A 19232-nucleotide genomic window follows, 5' to 3' on the forward strand; every position below is an offset into this window, starting at 1 on the left:
TCTAATGGACTACTGATCAGAGGGAAGCCGAGTTCACGGTCGGCTCATTAGGAATACTTTCGGAGTATCGGATTGACGGATCATCAAAACGCGTACGACGCGAAGGAGCGGCCATGGCGGCTACACATCGGCGACCATCGAGAGTGTGGCTGGGGGTGTTCACCGCCGGTCTCCTCGCCTCGGGCTCAGTCGTGCTCTCGTCCCCCGCGCACGCCTCCGAATCAGTAACGACGAGAGACCCCGGACCGACTCTCTCCAGCGCCATGGGAGCCTTCCTCGACTCGGGCGCGCTCGGGGTCGCCCGCATCGGGCAGCTGGAGCAGTGGCTCGGCGGGCGCGAACTCCGCGTCGGCCACACCTACCTCCCCGGCGACCTCTGGAAGAACATCGAGGGCCCGCCCGGCTTCCTCGACGCCTGGGCGGACTGGCGCAACGAGAAGGCCGACCGCCTGTTCGTCCTCAACGTCCCCATGCTGGAGCGCAACGAGGCCGGCGTCTCCGACGCCGAGGTCCGCCGCCAGCTCCAGCTCGGCGCCGCCGGGTACTACGACCACCACTTCACGGCCCTCGCCGAGCGGCTCGTCCGGCTGCGGGCGGCCGACACGGTCGTCAACCTCGGCTGGGAGATGAACGGGACGACGTACACCCACCGCTGTGCGCCCGACCCCACCGCGTGGAAGAAGTACTGGAACCGGATCGTCACCGCGATGCGTGCCGTCCCCGGCCAGACGTTCCGCTTCGACTTCAACCCGAGCCGCGGCCGTGACGCCGTTCCGTGGACCGAGTGCTATCCGGGCGACGACGTCGTCGACATCATCGGGATGGATTCGTACGACCAGCCCCCGGGCTCGAGTTTCGACCAGCACGTCAGCGAACCGTACGGACTGCAGAAGCAGGTCGATTTCGCCGCCGAGCACGGAAAGGAGATCTCCTATCCCGAGTGGGGGCTCTTCCGCAACGGCGACAACCCCGAATACATGCGGCGCATGCTGGACTGGATGAAGCAGCACAAGCCGCTGTATCACACGATCACCGATTACTGTCCGCACGGCGTCTGGCAGTGCGACGACAATCCGCGGTCGTCGCAGACGTTCCGGCAGATGCTGTACGGCACCGAGCCGGAGCTCCCGACCCAGCCGACGGATCCCACGGACCCGGTGGACCCGACCTGGCCGACGGACCCGACGGACCCGGTCGATCCCACCTTGCCGACGGACCCGACCGATCCCACCTTGCCGACGGACCCGACCGATCCCACCTTGCCGACGGACCCGACCGATCCCACGGACCCGGTGGACCCGGTGGACCCGGTGGACCCGGTGGACCCGGTGGACCCGACGGTTCCCGAGCCGAAGCCTGAGCCGAAGCCGGAACCCAAGCCCGAGCCGAAGCCTGAGCCGAAGCCGGAACCCAAGCCGGAGCCGAAGCCCGAGCCGAAGCCGGAACCCAAGCCGGAGCCCAAGCCGGAGCCGAAGCCGGAGCCGGAGCCGAAGCCCGAGCCGAAGCCCGAACCCAAGCCTGAGCCCAAGCCCGAGCCGAAGCCGGAACCCAAGCCTGAGCCCAAGCCCGAGCCGAAGCCGGAACCCAAGCCCGAGCCCAAGCCGGAACCCAAGCCCGAGCCGCAGCCGCAGCCGGAACCCAAGCCCGACTGCTGGACCGTGAACCTCGGTTCATGGGTCGAGAGTTGGATCGGTGGGCCGGTCTGCGTCCCGAAGGACTCCTGGAAGGACGAGGTCGACCTCGACTGGAAGGACGCGCTGAAGGGAGTCTGGCCCTTCTGACCCCCGCGACGACGGCGGCGGAGCTCATCCGCCGCCGTCGTTCGGCGCGCGCCCGGTGAGCCGGCCGAGCGCACGGCCCACCCAGGCGCGTTCCCGCGCCTGCCGGACCGCCCAGCGGCGCGCGTCGGCGGCGGCCGCGCGGAGCCAGAGCAGCGGGGCCGTACCCCGGCCGGTGAGCATGAGCCGCTGGTTGCCGACGGTCTCGGGCCGCCAGTGGTGCTTGTACGCCTCGGTGCCCCGCAGCATGCTCAGCGTGGCCCGGCCGCCCGCACTCGTCTCCCCGGCGCCGTGCCGGAGCAACATCGTCGCGACGTCGACCTTGCGGGCCCGCAGGGCCGGGTCGGCGCCGTACAGATAGCCGCCGGCGAGCCGCGGCGACATCAGGGTCAGGTCGGCGGCCACCACGTCCCCGGCCAGCCGGAACTCGGTCACCATCGCGTCCCCGCGCTCCACCATCGGCCGTACGGCCCGGGTGAGGTGCTGGGCGAACCGCTCGCTGGTGTGCTCGGCGGTGACGCCCCGCCCCTGCCACTGGAGCTGATGGAGTCTCAGAAGCCGGTCGAGGGCGGCGGGCACCTCGGACCCGGTGACCACGTGCGTGTCGATGCCGAGGGCGTCGAGCTTGCGCAGCTTGGCGCGGACCCGCTGGGCCTTCCCGGACGGGATGCGGGCGAGGAGCCCCTCCATGGGGACGGCGGGCAGTTCGAGGCACAGCGAGTCGGGCATCCGCCGGCGTGGACCTCGCCAGTGGACGAGGACCCGTTCGCTGGCCGCCCCCGGCCGCACCTCCCGCAGGTCGATCACCGCGCCCCGGGCGGTCCGGGCGAGCGCCCCGGCCAGCGCGGGCGCCGCCTCGGGGCAGCCGTCGTCGAGGAGCACGTCCGTGAAGTCGGTGATCGAGCCGCCGAGCTGCGTGAGGACGGGCAGCGGGCCCCGGGCGCGCATCAGGGCCGCGGCGGCGACGAGCCCTCCGTCCTCCCGTCGTACGAGCACCAGCCGCAGCGCACCGGGCCTGCCGTACGAGAGCCACCAGGAGTGCAGCCAGGCGTGGGACTGGAAGGGGGTGGCGGTGGAGCAGCGCCCGTACAGCGCCGTCCACTCGGCCGCCAGCCGCCCGAAGCCCTCCTCGTCACGGCAGATCTCCGTCCGCAGGGCCGATCCGGCGCCCGTCGCTCTCGGACTCACACCGCCTCCGGCTGGTGCGCGGCGGCGGCCGGGGCGGGCACGGCGGCGGAGGACGTGGCTCCGGACGTGGCCGCCGCCTGCCGTGAGTGCCGGGCCTCGCCGCGCGCGGCGGCGCGCTTCGGCCGGACCAGGAGGGCGAGACCGCCGAGGAGGCCGCCCGCACAGCCGCCGACGAGCGCGGAGAGCGGCGCGGAGGGCGAGACGGGTGCGACCGGCTTGGTGGCGCGGGAGAACTGCACGACCTTCACGCCCGTGCTGCCCGCGACGTGGGTGCTGTTGAGGACGAGTGCGCGGGCCACCCCGTCGGCCATGGACACGGCCTTCGCGGGCTTCTCGGCCTTGGCGGTGATCGAGATCATCGGCGCGTCCGGAGAGGTCGCGGCCTGCACGCTCTTGCGCAGGGTGTCGGCGGTGACCCCCGCCCACACCTGGGCGTCGCCGGTCACCGCGATGTCGGTGGCGACCCGCCCGTACGCCTGGGCGAAACCGAGCGCGGCGGCCGGGTCGGACTTCTCGGCCGGTACGACGATGACGTAACTGGTCGCCGCGTACTGCGGGGTCTTGAGGGCCCCGTAACCGCCGCCGAGGACGGCTCCGGCGAGGACGGCGGCGGGCAGGACCGCCCAGCGGCCCGGTGTGCGCAGGGCGGCGGGGAGGAAGGTGCGGCGTGGGGTGGTGTTCATGGGACGGGCTCTCTCACTTCGCGGGGGAGGGGGTGCCGTGGACGGCTTGGTCGTAGAGGGACATCAACTGCTGTGCGCTGTGCGCGATGTCGTAGCGGCGGGCGGCGGCCGGCAGCGGGAACCGGGCCGGCCGGGCGTCGCGGATGCCGCGCAGCGCGGAGATCAGCTCGGGTACGGACTCGCCGATCCGGCGGGCGCCCGGTGCCGCCTCCGGTGCCAGATCGTCGACGGCCGGGCAGGTCACGTACAGGACGGGCAGTCCGGCGGCGAGGGCCTCGACGACGGCGAGCCCGAAGGTCTCGTCGGGGGAGGTGGACACGAAGACGTCCATGGCGGCGAGGAGTCCGGGCAGCGAGGGTCCGGGCCGGTCGGTGTTCGGCGGGTCCTCGCAGGCCCCGGCGAGCAGGACCCGGTCGGCGGCCCCGCACTCGCGGGCCACCCGGAGGAGTTCCGCGCGCTGCTCGCCCTCGCCGACGAGAAGCAGCCGGACGTCCGGGACCGAGGCCACCGCCCGGACGAGCCGCTCGAAGCGCTTCCCGGGCGTCAGCCGCCCCACCCCGCCGACGACATAGGCGTCCTCGGGGAGCCCGAGGACGCCCCGGGCCAGGCGGCGGGCGCGGGCGTCGAAGGCGAAGCGGTCGGTCTCGATGCCGTTGGGGACGATCCGGATGCGGTCCGGCGGCACCCCCCAGTCGGCGAGCCGGCGGGCGACGCTGGGGGAGACGGCGACCGTGGAGGTGCCGAGCCGCTCGGACGCGAGGTAGAGCGCGCGGGTGCCCGCCGAGAGCGGCCGGCCCTCGATCTGGGACTCGCCGAGGGAGTGTTCGGTGGCGATGACGCGCCGCACGCCGGCCAGCCGCGCCGCCGTCCTGCCGTACACGCAGGCCCGGTACAGGTGGGTGTGGACGAGGTCGTAGCGCCCCTGCCGGACGATCCGGGCGAGGCGGGGGAGCGCGCCGATGTCGCGGTTGCCCGCCATGCCCAGATGGGTGACGGGGGTGCCGTCGGACTCGATGCCGGCGGCGACGGCGCCGGGGTTGGTGAGCGTGACCACGCCGCTCTGCACCGGCAGATGGCGGAGCAGGAGCCGCAGCTGCTGCTCGGCGCCGCCGATGCCGAGCCCGGTGATGACGTGCAGGACCTTCATGACGCACCGACCACGGCGGGGCCGTACCGCGCGGGGATCAGGTCGGCTGGGTGGCGGCGGCGCAGCGGGTGCAGGAGGCGCTTGGCGGTGAGCCGCCACGAGGTGTCGTCCTCGCCGATGTGGACCCGGGGCAGGGCGTACGTGCCGGTGTGCCGGCCCGGGTCGATCGCGCAGGCGTAGCGGTAACCGGCCTTGCGCACGGCGTGGATCGCGCGCGGGTCGACCTTCCCGTACGGGTAGCAGAAGCCCTCGACGGTGGTGCCGGTCATCTCCTCCAGGAGCTCGCGGCTCTGCCGGGTCTGGGCGGCGAGCTCCGTGTCGTCGGCCTGGGTGAGCGCGACGTGCGTGAGCCCGTGCGAGCCGATCTCCATGCCGGCCCCGGCGATCCGCCGGATGCCGTCCTCGGTGAGCAGCGGCTTGCGCGGACCCTCCGTGTCCCAGGCGTTCTCGCCGCCGAGCCGCCCCGGCAGGACGTACACCGTCGCCGTGAAGCCGTGCCGGCGGAGCAGCGGCAGCGCCGAGTCGAGGAAGTCCGCGTAACCGTCGTCGAAGGTGAGGCCCACGAGCCCCTGGGCGCGCCCCTCCGCGGTGGCGGCGAGCAGCTCGCGGACCGACACCCCGCGCAGTCCCCGGTCGCCCAGCCAGTGCAGCTGCCGGGCGAAGCGCACGGGGGAGACGGTCACCCGGTACGGATCGTCAGCGGTGTCCGTGATCGAGTGGTACATCGCCACCCACGGGGGCGGCTTCATCCACAGGGGCGGCTTCGGCAGCAGACGGCTCAGCGCGGTGGCGGCGGGCATGGGGGGTCCTCCGGGAGGCGGAGCGGGGCAGGGGCGGAATCTCGGGCGCCTTGGCGGCGCAGGCGATGAAGATCAGGAAGACGCCGATCACGACCAGGCCCGCCACCGCGACGGCGAGGGCGGCGGGGCCGATGGCGAGCGAGCACAGCCAGCCGGCGCCGGTGGCCCACGCGCCCGCGGTGGCGAGCCGGAGCAGCCCCTCGCCGAGCCGGTCGACGTGGACCGGTACGGCCTGCCGGTGCGCGCCGCGCAGCAGCAGGACCGCGGTCACGGTGATGCCGAGGGCGTTGGCGGCGGCGATGCCGACGGCGCCCCAGTAGTGGGCGCCGGGGACTCCGGCGGCGGCGGTGGTGACGAGCCCCGCGGCCATCGCGGCGGCCGGGTACCAGAGCGGGCGCGCGGCGGAGAAGTAGCAGCGGACCAGGGCGCCCACCATCGTCTGGCCGAGCAGCCCGAGGGCGTAGACCCGCATGACGGCGGCGGTGGCGACGGTGTCGGTACGGGTGAACTCGCCGCGCTCGAAGAGGAGCTCGACGATCCGGGGCGCGGCCGCGATCACCGTCGAGGCGCCGACGAGGACGACGACGGCGGCGAGCAGCAGGTCCCGCTCGACGCGGCGGCGGGCCGCCTCCGTCTCGCCCGCCGCGAGGGCGCGGGCGACCACCGGGAAGCTGACCGTGCACAGCATCAGGGAGAGGATCATCGGCATCTGCGCGACCTTCTGCGCGTAGTTCAGATGCGAGATGGCGCCGGCGGGCAGCGGTGAGGCGAGGAAGCGTTCGATCAGGGTCTGGGACTGGCGGGCCAGCGAGAACGCGACGACGGGCGCGATCAGCCCGAGGACCAGGATGCGGCCCTCACCGGTGGAGGGGGGCGTGAGCGCCTCGGGCTCCCGCATGGGTACGGGGCGGGCGCGCAGCTCCCGGATGAGCGAGGGGGCCTGGACGAGGACCATCAGGATCCCGCCGACGGCGACCCCGGCGGCGGCCGAGCGCACGCCCCACGGCTCGCGGAGCAGCAGGATGGTGCCGATGATGCCGGCGTTGTACGCCACGTAGATGGTGGCCGGTGGCAGGAACGAGCCGTGCGCGCGGAGCGCCGCCGAGCAGTAGCCCACCAGGGCGAAGGTCAGGACGCAGGTCCCGGTCAGCCGCGTGCAGTCGATCGCGAGCCCGGGGTCGGGCAGTCCGGGCGCGAGCGCCCCGACGATCAGCGGGGCGGCGGCGACCAGGATCGCGGCGACGACACCGACGGCGAGGGTGAGCCGGGGGAGCGTGCCGCGCACGAGCGCGCGCACGGGGTCGCCGAACAGGACGCTCGAACGGCGGGCCAGGGCGCGGGAGAACGCGGGCACCAGGATCAGAGCCATCGCGTCCTCGATGAGCAGCGTCGAGGCGAACTCCGGCACGGTCCACGCCACCAGGAACGCGTCCGTCTCGGCGCCGGCCCCGAAGTACCCGGCCAGGATCTGGTCCCGTACGAGCCCGAGCAGTGCCCCGACCGCGGTGAGCCCGGCGGTCACGGCGGCGGCCTTGGCGAGGAACCCCCGGCCCTCGGGCGCACCGGTCCGGGCCGCCCGGCCCCGCGCGTGGGCGCGGCGGCCGGAGGGCCGGGGGGAGGCGGTGCGGGAGGGAGCGGGGCGGGACGGGGCGGTGCGGGGGGCGGCCGTACGGAGGGGTGCGGTACGGGGCACGGGCGGCGGCACGACTCCCGACCCCGACCCCGAACCCGAACCCGTACCCGTACCCGTACCCGTACCCGAACCCGTACCCGTACCCGAACCCATCCCCGCACCCGTCCCCGGCAGCACGACGGCCTCCGAGGGCCACGGGGAGTCCGTGGGGCCCGGAGGCGCGGTCGGCCAGGGGTCGGTCAGCGGGGCGCCGCAGGGCGGTCCGCCCGTGGGGCGTGGTTCACCGGCCCGCGGGGTGTCCGTGGGCTCCGGTTCCCCGGCCCACGGATCACGCACGCCGGACCTCCGCGAGGGCCCACCAGGCCGCGAGGCCCAGCACGACCGACATCAGGACCGTCGAGGGGCCGCCGATGTCCGCGTAGAAGAAGTCGATGAGCTGCCAGCCGAGCAGGCCCGTCGCGACGAGCGCGCAGTCCGCGCCGAGGCGGCGCCGCCGCAGCGCGCCGACGAGCAGCGCCACCCAGCTGCCCGCGAGGGCGAGCAGCCCGAACAGGCCCTGCTCGCTGAGGACCAGCAGGTACATGTTGTGCGGGGACAGCAGCGGCTGACGGGCGAAGGCGGCGCCCGCGCCGGCCGTGTCGCTGCCGGAGGACAGGGCGAGGGAGGCGTTCGAGTCGCGGTACTGCGGGAAGCCCTTGAGGCCGACGCCGGTGACCGGCTCCGAGGCCCACATCCGCCCGGCCGCCGCCCACATCGTGTACCGGTCCGTCACCGACTGGTCCGGCGCGGCCGCCACCTGCGTGATGCTGGCGACCCGCTCCTTCACCATCGCCGAGCCGATGCCGAGCCCGCCGACCAGGACTACCCCGAGCGCGCCGGCGGCGAGCGCCACGCGTGCGGCCCGCCGGGGCCCCGAGAGCAGCAGCTGGATCCCGCAGGCGAGCACGGTCGCGATCCACGCGCCCCGGCTGAACGACAGCACGAGCGGCACGAAGAGCAGTCCGGCGCAGACGAGCGCGGCCGTCCGGGTCCGGCCGGGACCGCTGCCGAGCGCGATCCCGGTGACGACGACGAGCCCGTACGACACGACGGTCGCCATGCCCATCACATCGGTCGGCCCGAAGGTGCCGACGGCCCGGATGTCCTCACCCATGTACGAGGCACCGGTGCCGGTCAGGTACTGGGCGACGCCGACCGCGCCCTGGAGCAGCGCGAGCCCGACCAGACCCCAGGCGACCACGGCGAAGTCCCGCCGGTCACGGATCATCAGGAGCACGGCGGCCGGGACGAGCACGAAGATCTGTACGTACCGGGCGACGCCCGGCAGGCTCGCCGCCGGGTCGTTCGAGGTGATCGCCGCGAGACAGATCCCGAGGACCGGCAGACCCAGGACGACGGCCGCCGTCCGGGTCAGCGGCCGGGCGCCGCCGCGCAGCACCCGGACGAGGCAGATCAGGACGAGCAGCCCGGAGGCCGCGTCGGCGACCGTTCCCGTACCGCCGGTGCCGCCCTGCGCACCGCCGCCGCCCGGGACGAGCAGCAGCGCGATCACGGCGAGGACCGGGGAGAGCGCCCCGGCCCTGCGCGCCCAGTCCCGTACGTCGTCCGGGGCGAGCGCCGGCACCGTCACGGCCGTGGCCATTCTCAGCTCCCTGTGGGTCGGACGAGTCCGGCCGCCGTACGCAGCAGGATGCAGACGTCCTGCCAGAGCGACCAGTGGTCGATGTAGTGGTTGTCGAAGCGGCAGCGGTCCTCGATCGAGGTGTCGCCGCGCAGGCCGTGCACCTGCGCCAGACCGGTCAGCCCCACGGGCATCCGGTGCCGGGCCGCGTAACCGGCGTGGATCTTGCTGAACTGGGTGACGAAGTACGGGCGTTCGGGCCGCGGCCCGACCAGGCTCATGTCGCCGCGCAGCACGTTCCACAGCTGCGGCAGCTCGTCGAGCGAGCTCTTCCGCAGGAAGTTCCCGGCCGCGCTCATCCGCCGGTCGCCCGCCACGTTCCAGCGGGTCGCCGACTCGGTGTCGTCGGAGGGACGGAGCGTACGGAACTTGAGCAGCGTGAAGTGCCGCCCGTGCTGGCCCACCCGCTCCTGCCGGAACAGCACCCCGGGACCGTCGGCGAGCCGCACGGCGAGCGCGCAGAGCAGCAGCACCGGCAGTGCGAGCGCCAGCGCGGGCGCGGCGAGCGCGATGTCGAGGGCACGCTTGGCGGGCAGAGCCCGCCGCTCGACCGGCGGGGCGACGCGCTGCCAGGCGTACCCCCACATGTGCGCGCCCATCGGGCCGTCCTGGTGCCGTCCACCGACCCGCCAGGTCGTGCAGCCGTAGTGCTGGAAGAGGGTCACGAGCCCCGGGTCGTCGTCGAGGAACACCGCGTCGCGCACGGTGTTCTGAATGACGGCCCGGTGGATCTCCTCGGTCGTGGTGAGCACCGGAAGCCCGGCCTCGCCGGCCGGCCGGGGCGCGCGGCCCTGCTCGGGCACGCCGACGATGCCCACCGGCCGCACCCCGTACTCGGGATGCTGGGCGGCCGCGGAGGCGAACCGGCGCGCGGCCCCCGCCCCGCCGACGACCAGCGCCGACCGGGGGTGGGCGCGGGCGATCCGGCGCCGCCGGGTGAGCAGCAGCGCCCGGACCAGGATCACGCCGCCGACGTGCGCGGCGTACGCGGCGCAGAGCCGCAGCGGTCCGATCGCCAGGGCCGGGGAGTACGCGGCCGCCGCGGCCGCCGCCAGACACCAGGCGACGCCGGCGCGGGAGGCGAGCGCGGGCAGTTCGTCGAGGGCCCGGGTGTGGGGGGCCGGGCGGTGCAGCCCCGCGTGGCCGTCGAGGACGACGACGAGCGCCACGATCGGCAGCAGCAGCCGGGCGTCGTGGTGCGCCCCGCTCAGCAGCGTGGCGGCGGACAGGACGGCCAGGCAGTCGACCGCGACGAGCGGCAGCACGCCGGACCGCGGCCGCGCGGGGCGGTACGGGAGGGCGAGCCGGTCGGTCCTGCCGCGGCGCGGTGCGAGGGAGGCGAGGCCGAAGGTCTGGCCTGCCGTGGGCCAGGGGCCCGGTGAGGGAGGGACGCTGGTGCTTTCGGTGGTCACTGCGCAATCGGCTCTCTGTGCTCGGTGCCTCGCACTCCGGCCAGTTCGCGGTAGACGTCCGCGACGGCCGCGCCGGTGCGCCGGACATCGAATCTGCTGAGTACGTGCTCGTGGGCCTCGCGGCCCAGGCGGTGCCGGAGCTCCTGCCTGCCGAGGAGGCGGCGCAGAGCGGTGGCGAGCGCGGCCGGGTCCTCGGGCGGGACCAGGCACAGGGGTTCATGGGCGGGCGGCAGGCTCTCGCGGGCCCCGTCGACATCGCTGACGACGACCGGTCGGCCGGCGGCCATGGCCTCCAGGGGTGCGAGTGCCATGCCCTCCCAGCGGGACGGCAGGACGACCACGTCGGCCGCCCGGTACCAGGGGACGGTGTCGTCGACGGCTCCGGTGAACCGCACCGAGGGGCCGGCGGCGGCGCGCAGCCGGTCGCCGTCGGGGCCGTCGCCGACCAGGACGAGACGGGCCGTCGGCACCTCCGCGAGGACGGCGGGCCAGGCGGCGAGCAGCACGTCCTGCCCCTTCTGCCGGCAGAGCCGGCCCACGCAGACGACGGTGGGCGCGGGGTTGCCGGGCGGTCCTTCGGTCGCGAACCGGGCCACGTCCACACCGTTGTGGACGACGGACCAGTCGGCCGTGACCCCGGCGGCCTCGCCGGTACGCCGCTCGGCCTCGCTGACGCAGAGGATCCGGTCGGTCCAGCGGGCGCCGAACCGCTCCCAGCGCCGGGCCAGCGAGGCGGTCGTGCCCTCGACCGCCTCGAAGGACCAGGCGTGCGGCTGATACACCGTCGGAATGCGTCCGCGCAGGGCGAGTCGGGCGCACAGCCCGGCCTTCGCGCTGTGCGCGTGGACGAGTCCGGGGCGGACGGCACGGATCACCCGGGCGAGGCCGCGGGTCTCGCGGACGAGCTCGGGACCGGGGTTCCGGCCGGCCCGCCAGACATGGGTGTCGGCCCCCTCGGCGCGTACGGCGGCGGCGAGGGCGGTGTCCGGTGGGCAGGCGACCGCGACCCGCAGGCCGGCGGTCAGTTGGGCGCGGACGAGGTCGATGACGACACGGGCGACCCCGCCGTCACCGGGCTGGACCGCGTGCAGGACGGTGACGGACCCGGGGTCCGTGTCTCGTGGAGGCAGCACGTCAGCGCCGGACGTCCGCCTGGAAGAAGAGCGCACCGAGCCAGACGGTGTCCTTCCGGCTCCCCGACCGGACGTGGAGTCGGTCGGCCCCATCGCGCAGTGCCCCCCGCAGATCGAAGACGTCGGAGTCGTACCCGAGAGTGTTCGTACCATCGGGTGAGCGGACGGTACGACCGGTGCCGAATTCGGTGATGCTGGAGTTCATCACGTCGTCTGCGGAATTGGCGGAATCGGAGAGCCGGACGCTCTTCGAGCGGCCCGTTTCCACCGCCAGGTAATCACCGGAAGTACCCCGGTCGCCGTCATAGGCGATCACCCCGAGACTGCCGTTCGTGGCCTTGCCGTATCGGTTTGCGTCGAGCGGTACGCGAAGCTCGCCGGAGTGCGGTCCGACCGTTTCGAATCCGTCCCAGACACCGATCCTGCGGAGCGGTTCCGACGCCTTCTCGTACGCGGCGACGAGCGTCCAGCCACCCCAGCCGCCGACCGCCGACCGGCCCATGGCGACGTTGACCTGAGCGACCGTCCACTGCCCCGAACGGGAGGAACGGACCAGCTCCGTGACATCGGCCGAGGCCTGGAAGGCGTCGGCGCCGCCGGCCGTGCGGTGGCCGATCAGGGTGTCCGCGAGCAGTGCCTTGTACGCACCGCCGGGCTCGGCGATCAGCACCCGGCCGTTGTCCTTGGGCGGCTTCTGCTCGCCCACCCGCAGGTTGCCGCCCCAGTAGAGACGGGCCCAGCTGACCCGGGCGCCCGCGGGAACGGCGAGCTCGGCACGGCTGGAGTTGTACGTGTTGGGGTCGCTGTCCACGTCGACGTAGGCGATCGTGGCGTCGTCGTTGACCGACTCGGTGCCCTTCGCGCCCTTCGCCGAGGAGTTGGCCGCGCGCACGACGCCACCGTGTTGCACGGACTGGTAGCGCGCGGCGAACGGGACGCGGCTCGCCTCCCCGGGTGGGGGGGCTGAGGCGGAGGCGACCGGCAGTGCGGCGGACAGCGCCGCACACGACAGGGCGCACAACACGCTGCGACGCACAGCAAGAACCGCTGAATTCCGCATACAGGTTCTCCGCTTTGATGAGAGAAGGAAGGGAAGACCCGTGAAGGCCGGGAGAGGGGAAGGTGTCGTCCGCACGAAATGGGTGAACGCGCGGCGGGCCCGGAAGCAACGTTCGGGAACGTTATAACCCCGACGCGGGGCGATAGTAAGCATTAGATGCCTGGAAACGCTAACTCCCGTATCCGCGCGGCAGGTTCCTCGTTGAGCGTGTTGCGCCATTCCACGCCCACTCCCTCGAATGGCCCTCCTATGGCCCAAAGATCGGTTGAACGTCACCCGTTCGGGAGAGCAACCGATGAAAAGCCGAGGCGTTGTTGAGGGAGCCGGGCCGAACAGTCCGCGCAGTCCAGGTTGAATTTCGATCGAGGAGCCCCTCCCCATGTCCCGTATCGCCAAGGCCGTTGTTCTGACCGTGGGTGCCGCCGCTGCTGTCGCCGGTGCCGCCGGTGCCGCCGTCGCCGACGCCGGCGCCGAGGCCGCGGCCGTGAAGTCGCCCGGTGTCGGCTCCGGCAACGCCATCCAGGTCCCGATCAACATCCCGATCAACCTCTGTGGCAACACCGTCAACGTCATCGGTGCGCTGAACCCCGCCTTCGGCAACGCCTGCGTCAACCGCTGATCTCGCACGGCGGATCGGTCCTTCCGAAGCCGGTGCGCCCACCCCGACGGGGTGGGCGCACCGGCTTTTTCCTTGTCGTCATGGGGTCGCCACTCGTTCGGCGGCACCGTCGTGCGCCGGTCGGTGCAACGGCGCACGCCCCTTCAGGGGCATGTTCGAGGGATGGATTCACTCGAACGGAGGCGTGGCGCTCAGTAGTTCTGCGGTTGCGGAGGGCTATACCCGCAGGCACGGTGAGAGGGAAGTTGTCCGACGCATAAGGAAAAGGAACACATATGCGTCCCCTGGCTACACGCCGCATCACAGCCCTGGCGATATCCGCCGTCATCACCCTCGGCTCGGCGGGACCCGCCTTCGCCGACGAACACCATCCGTCCACCGTGGCCGAACGGGCCGCCCGCGCGCCCCTCCCCGACGCCGCCGCCCTGCTGACCCAGGCCGAGGCGCTCGGAGACCTCGGTTCGGTGACCACTCCCGTGACCGAACTCGTCACGGCCGCGCTCAAGGCCGACTCCGGTCAGCTCCCGGCGGCCGACGCCGAGACCCTCAAGGCCAAGATCGCGGCAGCCGTCGACGAGGCCAAGGCCACCGCACCGGCCCCGCTGCCGGACACGCCCGTCACGCCGCCCTCGACGGACCTCCCGGTCACGCCCCCGTCGACCGATCTCCCGGTCACGCCCCCGTCGACCGACCTTCCGGTCACGCCGCCCGCGGCCGAGCTCCCCGTCACGCCTCCGGTCGTGGAGACCCCCGTCGAGCTTCCGGCGGCGCCACCCGTGGAAGCACCGGCCCTGCCGGTGAATCCGCCCGTGACCCTCCCCGTCGCGGCCGACGCGAAGGCCGCGTGGGCCGGGAAGGCGGCCGCCCCGGCGGACGTCGTCGACGACGCCCTCGCCACGGTCGAGAAGGCGGTCGCCGCCCTGCTCGCCGCGGTCACCTCCGGCGACGCCGGCGGAGTCGTACCGCAGGTCACGGCGACCCTGACCTCACTGGTCAACCTGGCCGTCGCCACGGTCCTCGGCAGCGGCCTGCCCGCTCCCGACCTGGCCGGACTGCCCACGCTGCCCACGCTCCCGGTCACCACGTCCGAGCTGCCGGTGGAGCCGCCCGAGCTGCCCGTCGACCCGCCGGTCGACGTGCCCGTGCTGCCGGTCACGCCCCCGCTGCCGGTCCGGTAGTCACCCGCAGGCCCTCGTACCGGCCCGGCGTCCCGCCGGGCCGGTACAGGCGTGTGCGGCGGTGGTGCGGGTCGGCCGCTGCGGTGTGCGATCGGCAAATAGCACCGGTCCGCATCGATCGGGTGCAGTGTCGAGAAATCCTTCCTTCCGGAGTTTCCGTGCGGCACGCCGTTCGTTACAGAAGCAGAACAAAGTGCGCGGGATTCGGCCAAGAAGCCTGCGTAGTAAGTGACTTGAAGGTATAGAGGAAGGATTCATCTCATGAAGCCCACCAAGGTCGCCGCGGTTGTCGCCGGTTCGCTGATGGCCCTCGGCGCTGCCGCGCCCGCCATGGCCACGGAGGCGCTGACCCCCACCAGCCTGAACGGCGGCCTCGAAGCGATCGCCGCCAATGGGCTGAAGTCGGACGTCCTGAGCAGCACCACGGACGGTTCCCCGGTCAAGACCGTCACGGACACCGCGACCCAGCTGAACGAGACCACCAAGGGCGCGCCGCTGCTCGGTGGCCTGCCGGTCCCCGGTGGCCTGCCGGTCGGCGGCTGACACCGGGCCGTCACCCGACTGACGTCACATCAGTAGCCCCGCCCTTCGGGGCACTTGCGGTGGCCTCGACGCCGCCGTCTCCCACGGTCGGCTGATCGAATGATTTTCTGATCAGCTGCCGTGTGGCCCCCGTTGCACGGGGTTCGCCGACCCATACCCTCTGGCCAGTCCCACGCGAACGTCGGCGTGGATCAGGCCGGTCGGAGCGAGGGGGGATCCTCGCCGGTCTCTCCCTTTCTCCAGAGGAAGAGCGGTATGCGGTCCATCATCAGCAGGAAAGTACTCACCGCGGCGGCAGCGACCGGCATCCTGTCGCTGAGCGGCGGATTCGCCCTGGCCGCGAACTCCCACGCCGGTACGGGCGACGGTCCGGGCCCCGGCAACGCCGGTCATGTCCAGGCCCCGCTGCCTGCGGACGTCTGCGGAAAGAGCATGGAACTCGGCGGTCTCGTCGCCGAGGCCGTCGGTGACCTCTGCGACCAGGCGGAGGATCCCGGAGGCTACGGCGACGAGCCGGGTGAACCCACACACCCCGGCGAGCCGACTCATCCGGGTGAACCCACGCACCCGCCGACGCACCCGCCGACGCATCCGCCCACGCACCCGCCGACGACGCAGCCGCCCACGCACCCGCCGACGACTCACCCGCCGACGCAGCCGCCGACGACGCAGCCGCCGACGACGCACCCGCCGACGACGCAGCCGCCGACGACCCACCCGCCGACGACGCAGCCGCCGACGACTCACCCGCCGACGACCCACCCGCCGACGACGCACCCGCCCACGCACCCGCCGACGACCCACCCGCCGACGACGCACCCGCCCACGCACCCGCCGACGACCCACCCGCCGACCCACCCGGGTGAGTGCGAGGAGCCCGCGCCGGGTGAGGAGCCGGAGCCCGGTTGCGAGGAGCCCACGACGCATCCGACGACCAGGCCTCCCACCGCCCCGCCCGAGCTCCCCGACACGGGTAGCGAGACCGCGCTCATGGGCGCGGCCGCGATCAGTGCCGCACTGATCATCGGCGGCACCGTCGTGTACCTCCGCGGCGGCCGGATCGCCCGCCGCCACTGACGCCGTCCACCGGCCGAGCGTCAACCGAGGCCCTCACCTTCACCGGTGAGGGCCTCGCCCGTTGCTGCACATGGGGGAGTTCCGGCGACGTTCGCCCGAAGGTCTCGTTGTCAGAACATGACTCTGCGCTCTCACGCCGGCATGGGACTCCTCATGACCGCGTTCGCCTCCGCCGCCCTGGCCGCCCCGGCCTCGGCCGTCGAGGCGCCGGTGATCGTCCCCCTCCAGGGGCTCGAGCCGGTGCTCCCGATGGACGCCCCCACGGTGGCCACCGGCGTACCCGTCCCGATGCCCGGCGCACCCACGGGCTTCCAGAAGGGCCTCGGCTCGCTGCCCGACCTCGCACTGCCCAGCGTGCCGCTCACCGGCACCCTCCCCGCGACGGTGGTGGACGCCCCGCTGCCCGAGGTCCTGAAGGACAGCGAGCCCGGCCGTGCCCTCTTCGCCACCCCGCACTCGGAGATGGCGGCGGCCACCCCGGGCGCCGTCGTCGGCAACCCGGTGGTCGCACCCCGGGGCAACGGTCTCGCGGGCCTTCCGGACCTCGCGAAGCCCCGGGTCGGCCTGCTGCCCCCGATGGTGAGCGGTGCGCTGGACTCCCAGCTCGGTCTGGCGCCCGAGGCGCGCTGACGCGCTGACGCGGCGAGACCCGTCGGGATGCGGCGGGCGAAAGGCCGTCCCTTGCGCTCACGCCTCTTTCGTTCTTTTGTGCGATCGGCGGCCCTGCGGGTGAAGGCACGATTCTTCCCCGCCACCGGAAGGGCTTTCGTTCGTTGCAAGAGGAGGCTTGTCGCATGGCCGCGGCCCGTGGACCGAGGCCGTCCCGCCGTATCCGGCGGCGGACGGTTTTCGGCCCGCGGGCCATTTTTCGGTTTTCCTTCTTCCCTTTCGGCCCAACGGCCGTGACCCGGTCCGTGGTACGACGTTGAACGGGACTGACGGCCGTGATTCCTGCGGTCGCTTTCCACGTCCAAGGAGTTCTTGATGTCTCGCATCGCGAAGGCTGCCGCTGTTCTCGCCGGCACGGGTGCCGTTGCCCTCAGCGGAGCCGGCCTGGCCGTCGCCGACTCGGGCGCCGAGGCCGTCGCCGCCCACTCGCCCGGTGTCGCCTCCGGCAACGTCGTCCAGGTCCCGGTCCACGTCCCGGTCAACCTCTGCGGCAACACCGTCAGCGTCATCGGTCTGCTGAACCCGGCGTTCGGCAACACCTGCGTCAACGCCGACGGCGGCCACGGCCACGGCCACGACAACGGTGACGGCGGCTACGGCGGCTGATCCCCCGTAACGACCGCGTCCCCCCGATCCGGCCGGGTCGGGGGGACGCGTGTGTACGGGGCGCGTGGGCGCTTCCAGCGGGCCCTCGGCCCTCGGGTCCCTCAGGCGTACCGGTAGATCCGGCTGTGGTCGAACATCGACGTCGGCGTCACACCCCAGGGCGCCATCGGCTCGTGCCGGGCGACGACCTTGCGGTACTGCGCGTCCCCGAGCGGCGGCGGCTCCGCGGGGAGGTACGCGGCTCCCGGGTTGCGCTGCTGCCAGCGCGACCAGACCAGGTCGACGAACGCGTGGTGCAGCCAGAAGACCGGGTCGTTCACGGAGCCGCCGCCCAGCATCAGACCGCCGACCCAGCGGTGCACCCGGTTGTGGATGCGGAACCGTTCGTTGCCCCGGCCCGGTGCCCAGCCCTCCAGGCGGTTGCGGAAGCCGGAGGCGCTCGTCGAGTTCCAGGGCGTCACGTCGTACACCCGCTCCCGCATCACCTCGTCGAGCTGGGCCTGCGTCGGCAGCGTGATCGGGTCGCGGGGGCGGCCGAAGTCCCTGGTCAGGAAGCGCTCCTCGGTCATCGACTGGGTGATCGTCCAGCGTCCGGTGGAGTGCGCGAAGGGGCCGGTCATCACCTGGAGGTCGGCCCGGCGCCCGTTGCCGCCCAGGAAGTCCTCGCCCCAGAGGGAGGACGCCGGACTGTTGTCGCGGGTCCAGTCCCAGTACGGGACGGAGACCGTCGGGTCGATCCGGCGCAGGGCCGTCTCGAACTCCAGCAGGAACTTGCGGTGCCAGGGCAGGAAGCTCGGCGTCATGTGGGCGACCCGGAGCCGGCCCTCCCCGTCGGCCGTGTAGTGGTCGATGTGGGTGCGGACGAGGCGGTCGTACGCCCCCGTGCGCTTGAGCTCCAGGACGGCGGCGACGAACTTCCGGCGCTCGGCGCCGGTCAGATCGCGCTGGTTCTTACGCGTGTACACCACGCGGGCTCCCTCCCGTCGGGTCGGTGTGGACGCCATGGGCGGCGGCGAGCGGGGAGAGCCGGGCGGTGCCCAGCTCGTCCACGGCCGCGCGGACGGCCGCCAGCGGCGTCGGGCAGGACTCGTAGTGGTCGATCGGGGTGACGTAACCGCCGTCGGCGCAGCGCATCAGATGCAGCGGCCGGCCGTCGACGAGGGCCACCGGCTCGCCCCCGGGGCCGGAGAAGCCCAGGATGCGACGGCCCCCGTACATCTCGTCGAAGGCGTGCGGGTCGCGCGCGTTCTCCGCGGGTGCTCCGGAGGGTGGGCGGGTCGTGATGCGGCCGAGGGCGCCCCCCGTGAAAGCGGTGACGGCCAGCGCGAAGAAGGACCGCAGTGCGACGCGGCGCGGGACGATCATGAGTGATCTCCTCGGGGTCGGGGGAGCCCTCAGGGCACAACGATGAAAACCCGGGTTCGTTGCGCCGGAAATGCCAGCGGCGTGAATGTCGGCCGTTCGAGTGAAAACGGCGCGGGGAAAGGGTGGTTGGAGCACTAGCATCCGATTCATGACCACTTCCAACGTCGTTTCCTCGGCGCGCAGCGCCTCTCCGCTGGGAACTCTCACGGTGATTCCGTGGGCCAGCGAGCCCTCCGCCGATTCGGCCGGTACGCCGTTTCTCATGGCGTATTCGCTCGGCGACGGCCGGGACGGGCCGGAGGCGGGTCAGCAGGCCATGCGGACCGCCCTGGAGGCCATGGGCCTCTCCGTCGGCGACCGGCTCTTCGATCTGGACAAGGACGCCGGGATCACCGCCTCGCTGCTCGTCGAGGGCGGCTCCGCCGTCCTCAACCTGCCGTTCCTGAAGGTGCAGTGCCCGGTGCCCGACGAGTGGCAGGAGGCGGCCCACGAGCGCGGCCAGGTCTACCTGATCTGCTCCGTGCGGCCCTGGCCCGAGGCGGTCCCCGGGCAGCCGGTCGACGAGGCGCGGCTGCGGGCGTTCGTCTCGGACGAGGAGATGCTCAAGGACAGCGCCCACGTCCTGATGCCCGTCCGGCGTTTGCAGGGCTGAGCGGGAAG

Annotated in this window: 18 protein-coding genes and 1 pseudogene; 8 read left to right on the top strand and 11 right to left on the bottom strand. The window is 73.2% G+C overall.

The window, feature by feature from the left end:
- Positions 1-113: 113 nt before the first annotated feature.
- A pseudogene (locus E0F75_RS10445) lies at positions 114-1247 on the top strand (glycosyl hydrolase); the annotation flags it as partial.
- 558 nt (positions 1248-1805) lie between these two features.
- Here the strand turns inward: E0F75_RS10445 and E0F75_RS10450 are convergent.
- From E0F75_RS10450 to E0F75_RS10490, 9 genes are all read right to left on the bottom strand, one after another.
- Positions 1806-2966 carry a GNAT family N-acetyltransferase gene (locus tag E0F75_RS10450; protein ID WP_374115386.1) on the bottom strand — a complete coding sequence of 387 codons (1161 nt, stop codon included), beginning with the start codon at positions 2964-2966 and terminating at the stop codon, positions 1806-1808.
- Positions 2963-3649, bottom strand: a complete 687-nt coding sequence (locus E0F75_RS10455) for a lipopolysaccharide biosynthesis protein (protein ID WP_187622237.1) — start codon at positions 3647-3649, stop codon at positions 2963-2965. The genes E0F75_RS10450 and E0F75_RS10455 overlap by 4 nt, the downstream gene beginning before the upstream one ends.
- Positions 3650-3662: 13 nt before the next feature.
- Positions 3663-4796, bottom strand: coding sequence for a glycosyltransferase (locus tag E0F75_RS10460; RefSeq protein ID WP_187622238.1), 1134 nt, complete (start codon positions 4794-4796; stop codon positions 3663-3665).
- The gene (locus E0F75_RS10465; RefSeq protein ID WP_187622239.1) at positions 4793-5596 is read right to left on the bottom strand and encodes a polysaccharide deacetylase family protein; all 804 of its coding nucleotides are present in this window, start codon (positions 5594-5596) and stop codon (positions 4793-4795) included. Before E0F75_RS10465 ends, E0F75_RS10460 begins: the two co-directional genes overlap by 4 nt.
- Positions 5493-7382 (bottom strand): lipid II flippase MurJ, encoded by a 1890-nt coding sequence (locus tag E0F75_RS10470; protein WP_229312653.1) that lies wholly within the window; start codon positions 7380-7382, stop codon positions 5493-5495. Before E0F75_RS10470 ends, E0F75_RS10465 begins: the two co-directional genes overlap by 104 nt.
- 175 nt (positions 7383-7557) lie before the next feature.
- On the bottom strand, positions 7558-8871 hold the full coding sequence (locus tag E0F75_RS10475; protein ID WP_187622240.1) for an O-antigen ligase: 1314 nt from the start codon (positions 8869-8871) through the stop codon (positions 7558-7560).
- A 2-nt stretch (positions 8872-8873) separates the two neighbouring features.
- On the bottom strand, positions 8874-10322 hold the full coding sequence (locus E0F75_RS10480; RefSeq protein WP_187622241.1) for a sugar transferase: 1449 nt from the start codon (positions 10320-10322) through the stop codon (positions 8874-8876).
- Complete coding sequence (locus E0F75_RS10485; RefSeq protein ID WP_187622242.1) at positions 10319-11455, bottom strand: glycosyltransferase; 1137 nt, start codon at positions 11453-11455, stop codon at positions 10319-10321. The genes E0F75_RS10480 and E0F75_RS10485 overlap by 4 nt, the downstream gene beginning before the upstream one ends.
- A 1-nt stretch (position 11456) precedes the next feature.
- Complete coding sequence (locus E0F75_RS10490; RefSeq protein ID WP_187622243.1) at positions 11457-12515, bottom strand: DUF3344 domain-containing protein; 1059 nt, start codon at positions 12513-12515, stop codon at positions 11457-11459.
- Between the two features lie 379 nt (positions 12516-12894).
- Here E0F75_RS10490 and E0F75_RS10495 point away from each other — a divergent pair, with 379 nt between their 5' ends.
- The 6 genes from E0F75_RS10495 to E0F75_RS10520 all read left to right on the top strand — a co-directional run bounded on the left by E0F75_RS10495 (position 12895) and on the right by E0F75_RS10520 (position 17207).
- A complete protein-coding gene (locus E0F75_RS10495; RefSeq protein ID WP_187622244.1) occupies positions 12895-13134 on the top strand; it encodes a chaplin in 240 nt (79 codons plus the stop codon).
- Positions 13135-13409: 275 nt separating this feature from the next.
- Entirely contained in the window at positions 13410-14312 is a 903-nt protein-coding gene (locus E0F75_RS10500) for a hypothetical protein (RefSeq protein ID WP_187622245.1), read from the top strand.
- A gap of 261 nt (positions 14313-14573) precedes the next feature.
- Positions 14574-14855: a hypothetical protein gene (locus E0F75_RS10505; protein ID WP_187622246.1), complete on the top strand. Its 282-nt coding sequence runs from the start codon at positions 14574-14576 to the stop codon at positions 14853-14855.
- A gap of 255 nt (positions 14856-15110) precedes the next feature.
- Positions 15111-15932 (top strand): hypothetical protein, encoded by an 822-nt coding sequence (locus E0F75_RS10510; RefSeq protein ID WP_187622247.1) that lies wholly within the window; start codon positions 15111-15113, stop codon positions 15930-15932.
- Positions 15933-16049: 117 nt separating this feature from the next.
- On the top strand, positions 16050-16562 hold the full coding sequence (locus E0F75_RS10515) for a hypothetical protein (protein WP_187622248.1): 513 nt from the start codon (positions 16050-16052) through the stop codon (positions 16560-16562).
- Positions 16563-16916: 354 nt separating this feature from the next.
- Positions 16917-17207, top strand: a complete 291-nt coding sequence (locus tag E0F75_RS10520) for a chaplin (protein WP_187622249.1) — start codon at positions 16917-16919, stop codon at positions 17205-17207.
- 101 nt (positions 17208-17308) lie between these two features.
- Here E0F75_RS10520 and E0F75_RS10525 read toward each other — a convergent pair whose 3' ends face one another.
- Together E0F75_RS10525 and E0F75_RS10530 are read right to left on the bottom strand one after the other, a co-directional pair.
- Positions 17309-18175: a tyrosinase family protein gene (locus E0F75_RS10525; protein WP_187622250.1), complete on the bottom strand. Its 867-nt coding sequence runs from the start codon at positions 18173-18175 to the stop codon at positions 17309-17311.
- A complete protein-coding gene (locus E0F75_RS10530; RefSeq protein ID WP_187622251.1) occupies positions 18159-18572 on the bottom strand; it encodes a tyrosinase family oxidase copper chaperone in 414 nt (137 codons plus the stop codon). The genes E0F75_RS10525 and E0F75_RS10530 overlap by 17 nt, the downstream gene beginning before the upstream one ends.
- A 148-nt stretch (positions 18573-18720) precedes the next feature.
- On the opposite strand from E0F75_RS10530, the gene E0F75_RS10535 reads away from it, so the two are divergent.
- Positions 18721-19224 (top strand): DUF5949 family protein, encoded by a 504-nt coding sequence (locus E0F75_RS10535; protein ID WP_194480559.1) that lies wholly within the window; start codon positions 18721-18723, stop codon positions 19222-19224.
- Positions 19225-19232: the final 8 nt, after the last annotated feature.

Source organism: Streptomyces sp. CB02980, assembly GCF_014451325.2.
GTDB lineage: Bacteria > Actinomycetota > Actinomycetes > Streptomycetales > Streptomycetaceae > Streptomyces.

Coding starts and splice junctions, on each gene's coding strand:
- E0F75_RS10470 (WP_229312653.1), bottom strand. CDS start 7,382: ATGGGTTCGGGTACGGGTACGGGTTCGGGTACGGGTACGGGTACGGGT.
- E0F75_RS10515 (WP_187622248.1), top strand. CDS start 16,050: ATGACTCTGCGCTCTCACGCCGGCATGGGACTCCTCATGACCGCGTTC.
- E0F75_RS10505 (WP_187622246.1), top strand. CDS start 14,574: ATGAAGCCCACCAAGGTCGCCGCGGTTGTCGCCGGTTCGCTGATGGCC.
- E0F75_RS10520 (WP_187622249.1), top strand. CDS start 16,917: ATGTCTCGCATCGCGAAGGCTGCCGCTGTTCTCGCCGGCACGGGTGCC.
- E0F75_RS10475 (WP_187622240.1), bottom strand. CDS start 8,871: ATGGCCACGGCCGTGACGGTGCCGGCGCTCGCCCCGGACGACGTACGG.
- E0F75_RS10465 (WP_187622239.1), bottom strand. CDS start 5,596: ATGCCCGCCGCCACCGCGCTGAGCCGTCTGCTGCCGAAGCCGCCCCTG.
- E0F75_RS10535 (WP_194480559.1), top strand. CDS start 18,721: ATGACCACTTCCAACGTCGTTTCCTCGGCGCGCAGCGCCTCTCCGCTG.
- E0F75_RS10510 (WP_187622247.1), top strand. CDS start 15,111: ATGCGGTCCATCATCAGCAGGAAAGTACTCACCGCGGCGGCAGCGACC.
- E0F75_RS10495 (WP_187622244.1), top strand. CDS start 12,895: ATGTCCCGTATCGCCAAGGCCGTTGTTCTGACCGTGGGTGCCGCCGCT.
- E0F75_RS10455 (WP_187622237.1), bottom strand. CDS start 3,649: ATGAACACCACCCCACGCCGCACCTTCCTCCCCGCCGCCCTGCGCACA.
- E0F75_RS10530 (WP_187622251.1), bottom strand. CDS start 18,572: ATGATCGTCCCGCGCCGCGTCGCACTGCGGTCCTTCTTCGCGCTGGCC.
- E0F75_RS10500 (WP_187622245.1), top strand. CDS start 13,410: ATGCGTCCCCTGGCTACACGCCGCATCACAGCCCTGGCGATATCCGCC.
- E0F75_RS10460 (WP_187622238.1), bottom strand. CDS start 4,796: ATGAAGGTCCTGCACGTCATCACCGGGCTCGGCATCGGCGGCGCCGAG.
- E0F75_RS10490 (WP_187622243.1), bottom strand. CDS start 12,515: ATGCGGAATTCAGCGGTTCTTGCTGTGCGTCGCAGCGTGTTGTGCGCC.